Genomic DNA, 14,548 nt, shown 5'->3' on the forward strand with positions numbered 1-14,548 from the left:
GCCCCCGATCGTAGGCCCGCGCTCAGCGCAGCACGCGCGGCGGCCGCAGGCCCGCCAGGTCCAGGCGGCTGGCCACGTCCACGCGCAGGTCCAGCACGCCCTGGTCGAACCAGCCCTCGGCGGCCACCGCGAGCACGGTGGCGTCGTCGCAGCAGGCGCGCAGCACGGTGTGCGGGCGGCCCTCTTCCAGCCGCGCCGACCAGGCCAGGCCGCTGGCGCGGGCGGCGGATTCGAAGCGCTCGATCACGTCGGCCGCCGCGTGGCGGGCCTGGGCGATGCGGTGCTCGCGCAGGCGCTGCGCGTGCCAGCCCGCGCCGATCGGCACCGGCCCCACGTTCTGCAGGCGCGGCAGGTCGATCACCGCCACGCCGCACAGCTCGGCGCCGTGGCGCCGCGCCAGCGCCACCGACTGCGCGATGGCGGCGTCGACGTGCGGCCCGGCGGCCAGCGCCAGCACCACGCGCCGGACCGGCGCCGCGTCCGCGGGACCCTGCTCGTCCAGGCCGCCGCGCGGCAACACGCCGCGCAGCGCGTCCTCGCGCGTGCCGCGCCACAAGGGCACGCCGCTCACATAGCCCGCGCGGCCGATGAGGTGGCCCGCCACCGGCGTGGTGAGCAGCAGGAACAGCACCGCCAGCGCGGCCTTGACCCAGGTCGCCGTGTCGCCGTGCAGCGCCGCCACGCCCAGCAGCACCAGCCCGCTGCCGGCCACGCCGGCCTTGGTGGCCGCGTGCATGCGCATGAAGAAGTCGGGCAGGCGCAGCACGCCCAGCGCCGCGAGCAGGCACAGCAGCGCGCCGCCCAGCAGCAGCGCCGATCCGATCCACCCGCTCATGGCCGTTCCTCCTCGGTGGGCCGCGCGGCGCGCGCGATGAAGCCGGCGAAGGCCACGGTGGCCAGGAAGCCCACCAGCGCCACGCCCAGGGCGATGTCCACGAAGGCCGGCGCGTCCGCCACCAATGCGGCCAGCCCGGCGGCGGCCACGCCGATCAGGCCCAGCATGTCCAGCGCGATCACGCGGTCGGCGGCGGCCGGTCCGCGCACGATGCGCACGCCCGCGGCCAATACCGCGCCCGCCAGCAGCAGCGCGCTGAGCGTCAGCACGCCATCGAACAGGGTGGGGTTCATTCCAGACACTCCTTCACGCGGCGCTCGAAGCCGCTCTGGATTTGCGCGACCGTGTCGTCGCTCAGGTTCATGGCGTGCACGTAGAGCACGCCCCTGTCCTCGGACAGGTGCAGGCTGGTGGTGCCCGGCGTGAGCGTCACCAGGTTGGCCAGCAGCGCGATGGCGGTGTCGCCCTGCAGGCTCAGCGGCACGGCGACGATGCCGCTGCGCTGCACGCGCGAAGGCCGCAGCACGGCGCGCAGCACCTCGTTCACCGACAGAGCGAGTTCGCGCGCGAACAGGCCGGACAGCACCAGCCAGGCGCGCGCGCGGCGCAGCAGAGGTTTCATGGGGCGGCTCCTTCGGGCAAGGGGGGCATGGGGGCCGGTGCGGGCGTGGCGGCGCCCAGCACGGCCTGGACATAGGCTTCGCGGCCCAGCATCTGCTCGGCCGCGCGCAGGGAGAAGTCCACGAAGGGCTCGGCCCACAGGCCGATCGTCAGCGTGATGGCGGTCAGCGCGGCGATGGGCAGCAGCATCACCGCGCGCGCCGCGCCGCGTGCGCGCCATTCGCCCGCGGCACGCATCGACAGCTCGCTCGGCGCCTTCCAGAAGGCCTCGTTCCAGATCTTGAGCATGGAGTACAGCGTGATCGCGCCCACCACCAGCGCCACCGCGGCCAGCACCGCGTGACCAGCCTCCAGGCTGGAGCGGATGACCAGGAACTTGGCCCAGAAACCGGACAGCGGCGGCAGCCCCGCGAGCGACAGCGCGGGCACCACGAACAGCAGGGCCAGCAGCGGCGCGCTGCGGTGCAGGCCGCCGATGCGCCTGAGCTCGTACGAGCCGCCGGCCAGGCGGAGCGCGCCCGCGATCAGGAACAGGTTGGCCTTCACCACGATGTGGTGCAGCACATAGAGCACCGCGCCCGCGATGGCCAGCGGCGTGGCCACGGCCAGGCCCACCAGCATGTAGCCGATCTGGCTGATGATGTGGAAGGACAGGATGCGCCGCACGTCGTAGTGCGCCGCCGCGCCCAGCACGCCCGTGACCATGGTCAGCGCCGCCAGCGCGCCCACGATGGGGCCGATGAAGTCCAGCGTGCCGCCGAACACCAGCGTGAAGCAGCGCAGGATGGCGTACACGCCCACCTTGGTGAGCAGGGCCGCGAAGATCGCCACCACCGGCGCGCTGGCCGTGTGGTAGGCCGCCGGCAGCCAGAAGAACAGCGGGAACACCGCCGCCTTGGCGCCGAAGGCCAGCAGGAACAGCAGCGCCAGCGTGGCCACCAGGCCCTGGTTGCGCACCTCGGGCAGGGCCAGCGACAGGTCCGCCATGTTGAGCGTGCCCGTGAGTCCGTAGAGCAGGCCCACGCCCAGCAGGAACAGCGTGGTGACCAGCAGGTTGAGCACCACGTACTTCACGCCCGCGTCGAGCTGCGCGCGCGTGCCGCCCTGCACCAGCAGGCCGAAGGACGCGATCAGCATGATCTCGAACCAGACGTAGAGGTTGAAGATGTCGCCCGTGAGGAAGGCGCCGGTGACGCCCAGCAGCAGGCCGTGGTACAGCGGATGGAACCAGGCCCGCTCGCGTTCCTTGGCGCCGCTGGCCAGCGCGTAGACCGACACCGCCACGGCCATGAGGCCGGTGATGACCACCATGGCGGCGGCGAAGCGGTCGGCCACGAAGCTGATGCCGAAGGGCGCGGCCCAGCTGCCGAACTGGGTGGCGAGCACGCGGCCGTCGAGCACGGCGCGCAGCAGCAGGCCGCTGGCGACCAAGAGGCCGGCGCTGCCGAGCAGGCTGATGGCGCGTTGCAACGCGGGCCTGGACTGCAGCAGGGCGCACAGGGCCAGCGTGGCCAGGGGGATGGCCACGGGCAGGGTGAGCAGCAGGTGGGGCGTCATCAGGCTCATGGCGCGGCCTCGCTGCGCGGCTCGGCCTCGCGCATGGCGTCGGGGTCCAGGGTGCCGAGGGCGCGGTGGGCGCGCTCGAACAGCACCACGGTGAAGGCGACGAGCGAGAAGGAGATGACGATGGCGGTGAGGATCAGCGCCTGCGGCAGGGGGTTGGCGCTGGTGGCGATGGCCAGGGCGCCCTCGGGCACCAGGGGTGGCGTGTTCGACGACAGCCGGCCGGCGACGAAGATGGCCAGGTTCACCGCATTGCCGAGCAGCAGCAGGCCCAGCACCATGCGCAGCAGCTGGCGCGACATGAGCAGGTACAGCGCGGCGGCCAGCAGGGCGCCGAAGCTCAGGGCGTAGAGGGTTTCCATCTCGTGTTCTCGTTGTTCGCGGGCTTGATGAACCGGCGCGTGTCCACACGGTGGTGGGCTTGAAGGGCAATGGGCTTGGGGGGCTGGGGCGATGTCTGGGGCGCTGAGCAACGCAGGCTTGGGGCAGGCGCGCGCAGCGCGCTTCGTGAACTGATTGGCGGCGGCTGTTTGAGCGGAGTGGGCGAAGCCCACGCAGCGAGTTCCGCCGCACTGCCCCAAGCCGAGCAGCGCAAGGGAGTCGGCTCGCAGAGCCGACCGCTCCAGCCTGAGCCCTGGCCCCCCAAGCCCATTGCCCTTCGAGCAGAAGAAGCTTCACGAGAGCAACGCTCAGACATCCGCGCCCTCCCCCAGGTAGTAACCCACAAACGCGCACACCGAGCCCAGCACCGCGAGGTACACGCCGATGTCGAACACCAGCGCCGTGCCCAGCGCGAGACCGTTGTCCCAGAACTGCCACTGGTGCGTGAGAAAGGGCGTCTGCAGAAACAGCGCGGGCAGGCCGGACACCAGCGCCAGCAAGAGACCGCCACCAGCGATCGAGGCCGGTGGCCAGTGCAGCGCCTTCAGCAGGGCCGCGCGCCCGCGCGGCAGCGCGTGCACCGTGAAGCCAGCCGCCGCCACCAGCCCGCCAACGAAACCGCCGCCGGGCGCGTTGTGGCCGCGCCAGAGCAGGTACAGCGAGAACAGCAGGGCCAGCGGCAGGAGCAGGCGCCCGGCCACGTTCAGGATGGGGGAGTTCATGCCGCGCCCTCCTCTTCGTGGGCGGCGTCGGTGGCCCGCGAGCGCCGCGTGCCCGCCAGCACCGCCGCCGCCGCCAGCGCGGCCAGCGCCAGCACCGTGATCTCGCCCAGCGTGTCCAGGGCGCGGAAGTCCACGATGATCACGTTCACCAGGTTGCGGCCATGCGCCTCGGGCACGCTCGCGGCGCGGAAGAAGTCGGACAGGCGCTCATCGAAGGGCGTGGCCAGCACCGACAGCAGCAGCAGCGAGGCCACCGCGCCGAAGCCGATGGCGATGGCCGCGTCCACCCGGCGCTGCGGCGCGGTGCGCGCGTCCTCGCGCGCGAAGGGCAAACGCCCCACGACGGCCAGCAGCACCACGATGGCCACCGCTTCCACCGAGAACTGGGTGAACGCCAGGTCTGGCGCGCCATGGAACAGGAACACCAGCGCCAGCCCGAAGCCCACCATGCCCGCCGCCACCACGCCGCGCAGGAAGCCGCGCGCCCGCACCACGGCCCAGGCCGCCAGCAGGAGCAGCGCCGGCAGCAGCGCGTACAGCGATGCCGCACCGTCCGGGCTGGGCCAGGCCAGCGCGCCGCGCGCGAACGCCGTCAGGCCCACCGCCCCGCCCACCACCACCAGCGTGGCGCCCAGGTAGCGGCGCAGGCTGCCCGACTGAATGGCCCGCGTCTGCCACAGGGCCAGACGCTGCAGCGCGGCCATGGCGCGGTCGTAGGCCGCGTCGGGGCCGTGGGTGGCGATGGCCTCGCGCGCCGCCAGCGCGCGGTGCAGGCGCTCCCAGCCGCGGTAGATCGCCAGGCCCAGGGCCAGGGTGAAGGCGCTCAGCGCCAGCATGGGCGTGAGGCCGTGCCACAGCGACAGGGTGGCCGCGGTGGCGTGGCCGGCCACGGCGCTCGCGGCGGCCTGCACCAGATCGCCGGCCAGCCCGGGCGCCAGGCCCAGCAGCAGACCCAGCGCGGCCAGCAGCGCGGGGCCCAGGCCCATGGCCAGTGGCGGATCGTGCGGCGTGTGGGGCGTGGGGCGCAGCGGTCCCCAGAACGCGCGCACCGTGACCACGCCGGCCACCGCCACCATCACCGCATTGGCCACGATGGCCACCGCCACCGGCAGCCAGGACGCGCTGCCGCTGAGCTGGGCCTCGTACACCAGTTCCTTGGCCACGAAGCCCACGAAGGGCGGCAGCCCGGCCATGGACAGGCCGGCCAGCAGCGCCGTGGCCGCCGTCAGCGGCATGCGCCGCGCCAGGCCGCCCAGGCGCGTGCTGTCGCGCGTGCCGGCCTCGTGGTCCACGATGCCCGCCACCATGAAGAGGCAGGCCTTGTAGAGCGCGTGCACGATGAGGAAGGCCACCATGGCCGTGGCCGCCAGCGGGTGCGGCAGCGCGATCAGCGTGACCAGGGTGCCCAGCGACACCACCGTCGAATACGCCAGCACGCGCTTGAGGTCGGTCTCGCGCAGCGACAGCAGCGCGCCGGTGAGCATGGTGGCCAGGCCGGCCGTGAGCAGCAGGCCGGTCCACAGCGCATGCTCGCCGTACACCGGGTTCAGGCGCGCCAGCAGGTACACGCCCAGCTTGACCATGGTGGCCGAATGCAGGAAGGCCGACACCGGCGTGGGCGCCACCATGGCGTTGGGCAGCCAGGCGTGCAGCGGCACCTGGGCCGACTTGGCGAAGGCGCCCAGCGCCACCAGCGCGATCACCCAGGCCGCGTTCGGATGCGAAGCGAGCCCGTCCATGGCCAGGATTTCCGAGAGCCGGAACGTGCCCGCGGCCTGCCCCAGCAGAATGGCGCCGGCCAGCAGCGCCAGCCCGCCGCCCACGGTGATCAGCAGGCCCTGCTGGGCCGCGCGCCGCGAGGCCGCCTGCTCGGGCGCGAAGCCGATGAGCAGGAAGGACGCCAGGCTGGTGAGCTCCCAGAACACCAGCAGCGCGATCAGGTCGTCGGCCAGCACCGCGCCCAGCATCGCGCCCATGAAGAGCGTGAGCCGCGCGAAGAAGCGCGCAATGTCCGCGTGCCCCGCGAGGTAGCGCGCGGCGTACAGGAAGATGAAGCTGCCGATGCCGGTGATCAGCAGCGCAAACAGCAGCGACAGGCCGTCGGCGCGCAGCGCCAGGGCGACGCCCAGGCTGGGAATCCAGGGCCTGACCTCCACGCGCGCGCCGCTGGCCAGCACCTCGGGCAGCAGGCCGGCAAAGCCGGCGCACAGCGCGGCCGGCAGCAGCCAGGCCAGCGCGGCCAGGGGCGCGCGCCAGCGCAGCAGCGCCCACAGCAGGGGCGCGGACAACAGGGCGGTGAGGACGAGCAGGGTGAGCGGCATGGGCTGGCGGGGTGAAGTCCCTGCCGGCTCTTGCGCAAGGGGCGTGCCGGGGCGTTCAGGGGGCCATGGCCCTTGTGAATCAAGCACTTGCGCGGGTCGTCGGCCCGCGGGTGTTCAGGAAACAGAACGTCGGCGCCGCGCCGCGTCGTTCAAAGTGAACGATACGCTATATTCAGTCGAATACAGCGAAACCCTCACCGAGCCACCGCATGAAGCACCGCCTGATCCGCCCCCTGGGCCTGGCCCTCGCCGCCGGCCTGTCCCTCGCCGCGCAAGCCGCCGACCTCACCGTCTCCGCCGCCGCCAGCCTGACCAACGCCTTCAAGGACATCGCGCCGCTGTTCGAAGCCGCCCACCCCGGCACCCAGGTGCAGCTCAACTTCGCGGCCTCGGGCGTGCTGCTGCAGCAGATCGCCAAGGGTGCGCCGGCCGACGTGTTCGCCAGCGCCGACCAGGAGACCATGGACCAGGCCCAGGCGCAGAAGCTCGTCCAGCCCGCGCAGCGCCGCGACTTCGTCTCCAACAGCCTGGTGGTCATCGTGCCCGCCACCAGCGCCAAGGCGCCCCAAGCGGTGGCCGACCTCACCCAGCCCGCCTACGCCCGCATCGCCATTGGCCTGCCCGCCAGCGTGCCCGTGGGCCGCTACACCAAGGGCGTGCTCGAAGGCGCGAACCTGTGGGGCGCGATCGAGCCCAAGATGGTCGGCGCCACCAATGTGCGACAGGCCCTGGACTACGTGCAGCGTGGCGAGGTCGACGCGGGCTTCGTGTACGCCACCGACGCCGCGCTGATGGCCGACAAGGTCAGGGTCGCCCTCACCGTGCCCACGCCCAAGCCCATTCTTTACCCCGTGGCGTCGCTGCCCGCGGGCCCGAACGCCGCCATGGGCGAGAAGTTCATCGAGTTCCTGTTCACGCCGCCGGCGCAGGCGGTGCTGGCCAGGTACGGCTTCGGCAAGCCCTGAGGCCGCGCGGCGGTGCCTGTCATGGCCGAGGCCTGGATCCCCCTCGCCCTCACCCTGAAGGTGGCGGGCTGGGCCACCCTGCTCAACCTGTTCCTGGGCACGGCGGTGGGTTACGCGCTGGCGCGCCACCGATTCCCCGGCCGCGACGTGCTGGACGCCGCGCTCACCCTGCCCCTGGTGATGCCGCCCACCGTGCTGGGCTACTACCTGCTGGTGGTCATCGGCAGCCAGGGCGTGATCGGCGCCTGGCTGCTGCAGCACTTCGGCATCCGCCTCATCTTCACCGTGGAGGCGGCCATCATCGCGGCCACCATCGTGGCCTTCCCGCTGGTGTTCAAGGCCGCGCGCGCCGCCTTCGAAACGGTGGACCCGCAACTCGAAGACGCCGCGCGCACCTTGGGCCTCGGCGAATGGCCGATCTTCTTTCGCGTGACGCTGCCGCTGGCCTGGCGCGGCATCCTCGCCGGTCTGTTGCTGGCCTTCGCGCGCGCGCTGGGCGAGTTCGGCGCCACGCTCATGGTGGCGGGCAGCATCGTCGGCAAGACGCAGACCCTGTCCATCGCCGTCTACGAGGCGGTGCAGGCCGGGCAGGACGGCACCGCCAACTTCCTGGTGATCGTCACCTCCATCACCTGCCTGGCGGTGTTGCTGGGCGCGGGCCGGCTGGTGCCGGGCCGGGTGGTGGCGCGATGAGGGCCTGTCCATGATCTGGGACCTGTGCCTGCAGAAGACCCTGCGCCAGGGCCATTCGCGCTTCGACGTGGACCTCGCCTTTCGCTCGTCCGCGCAGCGCGTGGTGCTGTTCGGGCCCTCGGGCGCGGGCAAGACGTTGACGCTCAAGATGGTGGCCGGCATCCTGGCGCCCGACCGCGGCCGCATCGCCGTGGCCGGCCGTGTGCTGTTAGACAGCGAGCGCGGCATCCACAGCAGCGCGCAGCAGCGCCACCTGGCCTACATGTTCCAGGACTACGCCCTCTTTCCCCACCTCACCGTGCGGCAGAACGTGGCCTTCGCGGTGCGCCGGGGTCTGCGCAACCCGGCGAAGGACGAAGCCCACGAGGACGTGGACCGCTGGCTCGCCAGCTTCGGCCTGGAGGCCGTGGCCGGCCACTACCCGCATCAGGTCTCGGGCGGCCAGCGCCAGCGCACCGCGCTGGCCCGCGCCCTGGTCTCGCGGCCCGCGGCGCTGCTGCTGGACGAGCCCTTCGCCGCCCTGGACAAGGGCCTGCGCCAGCGCCTGCGCGATGAACTCAAGGACCTGCAGGCCGAGCTGCAGCTGCCGCTGCTGCTGATCACCCACGACGACGACGATGTGCGCCACCTGGCCCAGGACGTGGTCTGCCTGGACGCCGGACGCACCGTGGCCTGCAACGCCGCGCTGCAAAGCCGCTGATATCCTCGCCGCGGGCCCGAGGGGCGCAGGAGCAGCCACGATGGCGACGAAAAAACACAGGAGCAAGGACCCGCTGGAGGTGCATGGCGCCCTCTGGCTGTCGTCCGGCGGCGCAAGCCTCGCCGGCCATGGCCGCATCGAGCTGCTGCAGGCGGTGGCCGAGCACGGCTCCATCACGCGCGCCGCCAGGGCCTTCGGCATGAGCTACAAGGCCGCCTGGGACGCGATCGACACCATGAACCAGCGCGCCAGCGCGCCGGTGGTGGAGCGCGTGATCGGTGGCAAGGGCGGCGGCGCCACGCGGCTCACCGACTTCGGCCGGCGCCTCATCGAACGCTACGGGCAGGTGCACGCGGTGCATCAGCGCTTCCTTCGCCTCATCGAACAGGACGCCATGGACCTGGACCAGGAGTTCTCGCTGCTGAAGGTACTGAACATGAAGACCAGCGCGCGCAACCAGTGGTTGGGCACCGTCGCGGCCGTGCGGGCCGGCGCGGTGAACGACGACGTCGAACTGGGCCTGCCCGGCGGTCTGCGCCTGTCGGCCATCGTCACGCGCGGTAGCACCGAATCGCTGGCGTTGCGCCCGCAGATGACGGTCATCGCGCTGGTCAAGTCTTCGTCGGTGCTGCTGGCCGTGGACCTGGCCGGCGCGCGCGTGTCGGCGCGCAACCGCTTTCCCGGTTGCGTGGCCTCGGTGACGCCAGGGGCGGTGAACGCCGAGGTGGTGCTGCGCTGCGACGGCGGCCTGGAGGTGGTGGCCGTGGTGCCGCAGGCCGCGGTGGCCGAACTGGGCCTGGCGCCGGGCGCCGAGGCCACGGCGCTGATCAAGGCCTCCGACGTGGTGCTGGCGGTGGTGAGCTGAGGCGGCCGCCTGGCCCCTAGCCCCGCACCGCCGCGTCCATCGCGCGGATCAGGTCCGACTGCGTGACGATGCCCACCAGCCGGCGCTCGGCGTCGATGATGGGCAGGTGGCGGTGCCCGCCGTCGGAGAACACCGGCACCAGCTCGGTGAGCGGTCGGTCGCTGCTGGCCACGCGCACCTGGCGCGTCATGATCTCGCCCACCGTGTGCCGGGGCGCCGGCCGGTGCATCTGGCGCAGCAGGGCGCGCAGGCGGAAGTTCACGCCCTCGTGCACGTCCATGTCCACCTGGCGCATGAAATCGGACACCGTGACGATGCCCACCAGGTGGTGCTGCCGGTCCACCACGGGCAGCGCCTTCACGCGGTGCTGGCGGATCAGCGCCCAGGCCTGGCGCAGCGGCATCTCGGGGCGCGCGGTCACGGGGTCGGGCGTCATCACGTCGGTGCAGCGCAACTCACCCATGGTGCGCTGGTAGGCCGCGGCCTCGGCGTACTGCATCAGGTCCTGCAGGTCTTCGCGGCTGATGTCGAGCACCTGGTTGTAGTGGGCCAGCGCGGCGTCGAGGTCGCGGCTGGTGAGGCGCGCGCCGCCGGGCTCGGTGGGCACCGGGTGGTGCACGTGCGGCCAGCGCCGCCGCGTGAGGTTGTTGTAGAGCAGGCCGGCCGCCACCATCAGCGCCGAGTCCAGCAGCACCGGTTGCAGTGCGACGCCGAAGTCGTGGCTGCCCATCAGCACCATCAGCAGGGCCGAGGCGCCACCCGGCGGGTGCAGGCAGCGCAGCGCCAGCATGAGCGCGATGGACAGGCCCACCGCCAGCGCCGCGCCCACGGCCGGGTGCGGCACCCAGAGGGCGCAGGCCACGCCCACCAGCGCCGACAAGGTGTTGCCCCCGATCACCGACCAGGGCTGGGCCAGCTGGCTCGAGGGCACCACGAAAACCAGCACCGCGCTGGCGCCCAGCGGCGCCACCAGCGCGGTGGCCAGCGCGGGGTGGCCGTTGCCGGGCGCCAGCCAGGTGGCGCCCAGGCCGGCGACGAGGATGCCCAGCGCGGCGCCGATGCAGGCGCGCCATTTCTCGCGCGCGTCGATGCCGGGCGCGGCGGGCCAGAGCGCGCGCAGCGAGAGCAGGAGTTCGGGCAGCAGGCGCCGCAGCGCTTGCCGGCCCTGTCGCGCCGGCGTGTTCAACCCAGCGTGTCCGTCAGCATTTGCAGGCGCTGGGCGCAGGCGCGCAGCGCCGGGACGATGTGGCGCTCGATGTGCGAGACGCTCCAGGGCTGTCCGATCGAGCTGACGTTCAGGCCGAACCGGGCCTCGCCCGTGCACGAGGGGATCTCGATGGCGACGCCGAACAGGCCCGCCACCAGTTCGCTGTTGGCGAAGCTCCAGCCCCGCTGGCGCGCCAGCGCGAGCTCGGCGTTCAGCGCCTTGCGCTCGGTGACCGTGTGCTGGGAATGGCGGGCCATGGTGCCCGCGGGCAGGTGCTCGGCCAGCCGCTGGGGCGGCAGTTGGGCCAGCAGCGCGCGGCCCAGCGAGTGGGCGTAGGCCGGCAGGCGGTCGCCGGCCCGCAGGTCGAGCTTGATCGGCCGGTCGGCCTCGACGCGCTCGACGAACAACACGTCGGTGCCCGCCAGCACGCCGATCGCCGCCCCCACGTTCAACTGGCGCGACAGCTCCAGCAGCTGCGGCCGCACCGCCGCCGACAGGCCCAGCGAGCGGAAATAGCGGTAGCCCAGTTCGATGGCCTTGGGCGACAGCTCGAAGTCGCGTTTGTCCTGGCGCAGGTAACCCAGCTCGCTGAGCGTCAGCAGGATGCGCCGCGAGGCGGCCCGCGTCACCCCCAGCAGTTCCGCCGCCGACTGGATGCTGAAGGCGCGCGTGTTCTCGTCGTACGCGTTCAACAGGCGAAGCCCGTTGGCCAGGGCATCGAGAAACTCCCGCTTGCCCTCGCTGTTGTCGTCCTGCACCTCTTTGTCTCGCATCTGCGCTCCACGCAATGAATCCGGCGCGCCGAATGTAGCGCGTTGACAGGCCGCGGCCGGTCCGGTAGATTAACTGGCGAACATTTGTTCGATAAATGAGGGTTTCAGTCCTATGCAAGTCCAGCCGCTGTCCGCGCGCTTCGGCGCCGAAGTGCGCGATCTCGACCTGTCGCGCGATGTCGACGACGAGGCGTTCGGCGCGATCCACCGCCTGTTCGTGGAGAGCAAACTGCTCTGCTTCAAGAACCAGAACCTGTCCGCCGCGGCGCAGCTGGCGTTCAGCAGCCGCTTCGGTCCCTTGGAAGTGCACGTCCTGTCCCAGTACAACCACCCCGAGCATCCGGAGATCTTCCGGCTGTCCAACCGGGTGGTGGATGGCAAGCCCATGGGCATCGCCGACGGCGGCTCGTACTGGCATTCCGATCTCGCCTTCCAGGAGCGTCCCGCGAAGGCGACCATCCTGAACGCGCTGGAGATCCCGCCGGAGGGCGGCGACACCCTGTTCGCCGACATGGAGGCCGCCTATGAGGCCTTGTCCGATGAATGGAAGGCGCGGCTGGACGGCCTGCGCGCGGTGCACCGCTACCGCCGCAAGGCGGACGCGGCGCAATCGACGCGGGTCGAGATGACCGAGGCGCAGAAGCAGCAGACGCCCGACGTGGACCATCCCCTGATCCGCACCAACCCCGACTCGGGCCGCAAGGCCATCTTCGCCCACCCGGGCATGACGGCCGAGGTGATCGGCCAGTCGCCGCAAGACAGCCGCGAGATCCTGGAGTTTCTGTTCGCCCACACGGTGCAGCCCCAGTTCCGCTACGACTTTCGCTGGAGCCCCGGCGACGTGGTGATGTGGGACAACCGCTCCACCATGCACAGCGCCACGACGCGGGACCTGCCGGCCGGCCAGTACCGCACGCTGTACCGGACCACCGTGCGGGGCGAAAGGCCGGTTTGATGGTGGACGCGCCCAGCGACGCTGGCATCCGCGAACTCGACCTGCGGCTTGCCGACGGTCGCGTGGTGCGCGCCCGCGTGGCCTACACGAGCCAGGGGCCCGAGGACGCGCCGGCCTACCTGCTGCTGCACGGCTACACCGGCAGCCACTTCGCGCTCGACCCGAGCGGCCCCGCCGCCGACGCCGGCTGGGCCGCGGCCTGGGCCGGGCCCGGCAAGGCGCTGGACACGCGGCGCCACCGGGTGATCACCATGAACCTGCCCGGCTCGGCCTATGGCTCCGGCTGGGACGGCGCCGACCGCACCCACGCCAGCGTGGCGGCCATGGCCGACGCGGCCTGTGGCCTGCTCGACGCGCTGGGCATCGCGCGCCTCGGCGGCGTGATCGGTTATTCCTTCGGCGGCTACCTCGCCCTGCAGCTGCGCGCCGCGTGGCCCTCGCGCGTGCGGCGCGCGCTGGCCTTGTGCAGCGCGCGCCAGGGCCGGGGCTCGCTGGACGGCCTCGATGCCTTGCGCCGCCTGGACGACCCGGACAAGCGCTATGCCTTTCGCGTCGAGACGCTGATGCGAAACGGCCTGACGCAATGGGCGCGCGACCAGGGACCGCAGGCGCTGGCGCGGGAACTCGGCCGCGTGCGGCAATGGGCGCAGGAGTTCACGCCCGACGCGCTGTGGCGGCTGCGCGCCGCGGCCGCCACGTTCGCGCTGCCGGCCTGGCCCAGCGACACCACGGCGCTGCAGGCCGCGTCAGACGCGCTGTTTCCCCCGACCGCCGACCGCCCCGCGCGGGCGGCCACCGTGCCCACTCCCTATGGCCACCAGGGCCTGCTGCTCGACCCCGACCCCTGGGTCGAGCCGATCGCCGCCTGGATCGATGGCCGCGACCTCTCTCATCCCACACACACAGGAGACACCCCATGAAACGCAAGACCTTTCTCGCCTCGCTGGCCGCTGGCCTGCTGCTGGGCAGCCACCTGGCCGCGCCGGCCTTCGCACAGGCCGCGAAATGGCCCAGCAAACCGGTGCGCCTGATCGTGGCCTACCCGCCCGGCGGCGCCACGGACACGCAGGCGCGCCTGGTCGGCCAGAAGCTCTCGGAGCGCTGGGGCCAGCCCGTCATCGTCGAGAACCGGCCCGGTGGCAACACGGTCATCGCCACCGATCTCGTCGCCAAGGCCGCGCCCGACGGCCACACCCTGCTGCTGACCGCGATGCCCTTCGCGCTCAACCCCTTCCTGCTCGACAAGCTGCCCTACGACTCGGCCAAGGACCTCGCGCCCGTCACGGTGCTGGCGACCATCACCAACGTGCTGGTGGCGCACCCCTCGCTGGGCGTGAAGAACGTGCCCGAGCTGATCCAGAAGGCCAAGGCGGCGCCGGGCTCGATCAGCTTCGCCTCCACCGGCACGGCTGCCTCCACCCACCTCTCGGGAGAGCTCTTCGCCAGCATGGCCGATGTGTCGCTCACCCACGTTCCGTACAAGGGCAGCGCGCCCGCGCACCAGGACCTGCTGGGCGGGCGCGTGCCCATCATGTTCGACAACGGCGTGCTGCAGCACATCAAGGCCGGCAAGGTGGTGCCGCTGGGCGTCACCTCGGCCAAGCGCCTGCCCTGGCTGCCCGAGGTGCCTACCGTGGCCGAGCAAGGCCTGGCGGGTTACGAGACGGAGGCCTGGTACGGCGTCTTCACCACCGGCGGCACGCCCGGCGCCGTGGTGCAGCAGATCGCGAGCGACGTGACCTGGGCCGTGCGTTCGCCCGACGTGACGCCCAAGCTGGAGGCCATTGGCGCCAGCGCGGGCGGCGGCACGCCCGAGGAGTTCCGACGCTACCTGGCCCGCGAGACCGAGCGCTGGGGCGCGCTCATCAAGAAGCGCGGCATCCGCATCGAGTGAGCGCTCGGGGCGTTGGCGGCGCGGGGGTGATGGCCGATCATCGCCCCCGCAGG

General features: G+C 72.3%; 16 protein-coding genes. 7 read left to right on the forward strand and 9 right to left on the reverse strand.

Annotation, left to right across the window (positions count from 1 at the left end; genetic code table 11):
- Nucleotides 1-22: 22 nt before the first annotated feature.
- The 7 genes from mnhG to mbhE all read right to left on the reverse strand — a co-directional run bounded on the left by mnhG (nucleotide 23) and on the right by mbhE (nucleotide 6,443).
- Nucleotides 23-835 (reverse strand): monovalent cation/H(+) antiporter subunit G, encoded by an 813-nt coding sequence (mnhG, locus tag DY262_RS21615; protein WP_147326223.1) that lies wholly within the window; start codon nucleotides 833-835, stop codon nucleotides 23-25.
- Complete coding sequence (locus tag DY262_RS11805; protein WP_116959084.1) at nucleotides 832-1,128, reverse strand: MrpF/PhaF family protein; 297 nt, start codon at nucleotides 1,126-1,128, stop codon at nucleotides 832-834. The genes mnhG and DY262_RS11805 overlap by 4 nt, the downstream gene beginning before the upstream one ends.
- Nucleotides 1,125-1,457 (reverse strand): Na+/H+ antiporter subunit E, encoded by a 333-nt coding sequence (locus DY262_RS11810; RefSeq protein ID WP_116959086.1) that lies wholly within the window; start codon nucleotides 1,455-1,457, stop codon nucleotides 1,125-1,127. The genes DY262_RS11805 and DY262_RS11810 overlap by 4 nt, the downstream gene beginning before the upstream one ends.
- On the reverse strand, nucleotides 1,454-3,022 hold the full coding sequence (locus DY262_RS11815; RefSeq protein ID WP_245980945.1) for a Na+/H+ antiporter subunit D: 1,569 nt from the start codon (nucleotides 3,020-3,022) through the stop codon (nucleotides 1,454-1,456). The genes DY262_RS11810 and DY262_RS11815 overlap by 4 nt, the downstream gene beginning before the upstream one ends.
- Nucleotides 3,019-3,381 carry an NADH-quinone oxidoreductase subunit K gene (locus tag DY262_RS11820; RefSeq protein WP_116959089.1) on the reverse strand — a complete coding sequence of 121 codons (363 nt, stop codon included), beginning with the start codon at nucleotides 3,379-3,381 and terminating at the stop codon, nucleotides 3,019-3,021. Before DY262_RS11820 ends, DY262_RS11815 begins: the two co-directional genes overlap by 4 nt.
- A gap of 327 nt (nucleotides 3,382-3,708) precedes the next feature.
- Complete coding sequence (locus DY262_RS11825) at nucleotides 3,709-4,122, reverse strand: MnhB domain-containing protein (protein WP_116959091.1); 414 nt, start codon at nucleotides 4,120-4,122, stop codon at nucleotides 3,709-3,711.
- Complete coding sequence (mbhE, locus tag DY262_RS11830; protein WP_116959093.1) at nucleotides 4,119-6,443, reverse strand: hydrogen gas-evolving membrane-bound hydrogenase subunit E; 2,325 nt, start codon at nucleotides 6,441-6,443, stop codon at nucleotides 4,119-4,121. Before mbhE ends, DY262_RS11825 begins: the two co-directional genes overlap by 4 nt.
- A gap of 209 nt (nucleotides 6,444-6,652) precedes the next feature.
- Here mbhE and modA point away from each other — a divergent pair, with 209 nt between their 5' ends.
- From modA to DY262_RS11850, 4 genes are read left to right on the forward strand one after another with little or no spacing between them, the layout of a single operon-like run.
- Nucleotides 6,653-7,408, forward strand: coding sequence for a molybdate ABC transporter substrate-binding protein (gene modA / locus DY262_RS11835; RefSeq protein ID WP_116959095.1), 756 nt, complete (start codon nucleotides 6,653-6,655; stop codon nucleotides 7,406-7,408).
- 21 nt (nucleotides 7,409-7,429) lie between these two features.
- Nucleotides 7,430-8,101 (forward strand): molybdate ABC transporter permease subunit, encoded by a 672-nt coding sequence (gene modB / locus DY262_RS11840; RefSeq protein ID WP_116959097.1) that lies wholly within the window; start codon nucleotides 7,430-7,432, stop codon nucleotides 8,099-8,101.
- Between the two features lie 4 nt (nucleotides 8,102-8,105).
- A complete protein-coding gene (locus DY262_RS11845) occupies nucleotides 8,106-8,801 on the forward strand; it encodes a sulfate/molybdate ABC transporter ATP-binding protein (protein ID WP_416187027.1) in 696 nt (231 codons plus the stop codon).
- A 40-nt stretch (nucleotides 8,802-8,841) separates the two neighbouring features.
- Nucleotides 8,842-9,666, forward strand: coding sequence for a TOBE domain-containing protein (locus DY262_RS11850; protein ID WP_116959100.1), 825 nt, complete (start codon nucleotides 8,842-8,844; stop codon nucleotides 9,664-9,666).
- 16 nt (nucleotides 9,667-9,682) lie between these two features.
- On the opposite strand, the gene DY262_RS11855 is transcribed toward DY262_RS11850, so the two are convergent.
- Together DY262_RS11855 and DY262_RS11860 are read right to left on the reverse strand one after the other, a co-directional pair.
- Nucleotides 9,683-10,852, reverse strand: a complete 1,170-nt coding sequence (locus DY262_RS11855; RefSeq protein ID WP_416186984.1) for an HPP family protein — start codon at nucleotides 10,850-10,852, stop codon at nucleotides 9,683-9,685.
- Complete coding sequence (locus DY262_RS11860) at nucleotides 10,849-11,646, reverse strand: IclR family transcriptional regulator domain-containing protein (RefSeq protein WP_116959102.1); 798 nt, start codon at nucleotides 11,644-11,646, stop codon at nucleotides 10,849-10,851. The genes DY262_RS11855 and DY262_RS11860 overlap by 4 nt, the downstream gene beginning before the upstream one ends.
- Nucleotides 11,647-11,758: 112 nt before the next feature.
- On the opposite strand from DY262_RS11860, the gene DY262_RS11865 reads away from it, so the two are divergent.
- From DY262_RS11865 to DY262_RS11875, 3 genes are read left to right on the forward strand one after another with little or no spacing between them, the layout of a single operon-like run.
- A complete protein-coding gene (locus DY262_RS11865; protein WP_116959105.1) occupies nucleotides 11,759-12,601 on the forward strand; it encodes a TauD/TfdA dioxygenase family protein in 843 nt (280 codons plus the stop codon).
- Nucleotides 12,601-13,521, forward strand: a complete 921-nt coding sequence (locus DY262_RS11870) for an alpha/beta hydrolase family protein (protein ID WP_116959107.1) — start codon at nucleotides 12,601-12,603, stop codon at nucleotides 13,519-13,521. Before DY262_RS11865 ends, DY262_RS11870 begins: the two co-directional genes overlap by 1 nt.
- Entirely contained in the window at nucleotides 13,518-14,495 is a 978-nt protein-coding gene (locus DY262_RS11875; RefSeq protein WP_116959109.1) for a tripartite tricarboxylate transporter substrate binding protein, read from the forward strand. The genes DY262_RS11870 and DY262_RS11875 overlap by 4 nt, the downstream gene beginning before the upstream one ends.
- Nucleotides 14,496-14,548 lie beyond the last annotated feature (53 nt).

The sequence above is a fragment of the Hydrogenophaga borbori genome (assembly GCF_003417535.1).
GTDB classification, from domain to species: domain Bacteria; phylum Pseudomonadota; class Gammaproteobacteria; order Burkholderiales; family Burkholderiaceae_C; genus Hydrogenophaga; species Hydrogenophaga borbori.

What these genes read in the sequence shown, in the direction of transcription:
- mnhG (WP_147326223.1), bottom strand. Translation starts at nt 835, where the DNA reads ATGAGCGGGTGGATCGGATCGGCGCTGCTGCTGGGCGGCGCGCTGCTG.
- DY262_RS11805 (WP_116959084.1), bottom strand. Translation starts at nt 1,128, where the DNA reads ATGAACCCCACCCTGTTCGATGGCGTGCTGACGCTCAGCGCGCTGCTG.
- DY262_RS11810 (WP_116959086.1), bottom strand. Translation starts at nt 1,457, where the DNA reads ATGAAACCTCTGCTGCGCCGCGCGCGCGCCTGGCTGGTGCTGTCCGGC.
- DY262_RS11815 (WP_245980945.1), bottom strand. Translation starts at nt 3,022, where the DNA reads ATGAGCCTGATGACGCCCCACCTGCTGCTCACCCTGCCCGTGGCCATC.
- DY262_RS11820 (WP_116959089.1), bottom strand. Translation starts at nt 3,381, where the DNA reads ATGGAAACCCTCTACGCCCTGAGCTTCGGCGCCCTGCTGGCCGCCGCG.
- DY262_RS11825 (WP_116959091.1), bottom strand. Translation starts at nt 4,122, where the DNA reads ATGAACTCCCCCATCCTGAACGTGGCCGGGCGCCTGCTCCTGCCGCTG.
- mbhE (WP_116959093.1), bottom strand. Translation starts at nt 6,443, where the DNA reads ATGCCGCTCACCCTGCTCGTCCTCACCGCCCTGTTGTCCGCGCCCCTG.
- modA (WP_116959095.1), top strand. Translation starts at nt 6,653, where the DNA reads ATGAAGCACCGCCTGATCCGCCCCCTGGGCCTGGCCCTCGCCGCCGGC.
- modB (WP_116959097.1), top strand. Translation starts at nt 7,430, where the DNA reads ATGGCCGAGGCCTGGATCCCCCTCGCCCTCACCCTGAAGGTGGCGGGC.
- DY262_RS11850 (WP_116959100.1), top strand. Translation starts at nt 8,842, where the DNA reads ATGGCGACGAAAAAACACAGGAGCAAGGACCCGCTGGAGGTGCATGGC.
- DY262_RS11860 (WP_116959102.1), bottom strand. Translation starts at nt 11,646, where the DNA reads ATGCGAGACAAAGAGGTGCAGGACGACAACAGCGAGGGCAAGCGGGAG.
- DY262_RS11865 (WP_116959105.1), top strand. Translation starts at nt 11,759, where the DNA reads ATGCAAGTCCAGCCGCTGTCCGCGCGCTTCGGCGCCGAAGTGCGCGAT.
- DY262_RS11870 (WP_116959107.1), top strand. Translation starts at nt 12,601, where the DNA reads ATGGTGGACGCGCCCAGCGACGCTGGCATCCGCGAACTCGACCTGCGG.
- DY262_RS11875 (WP_116959109.1), top strand. Translation starts at nt 13,518, where the DNA reads ATGAAACGCAAGACCTTTCTCGCCTCGCTGGCCGCTGGCCTGCTGCTG.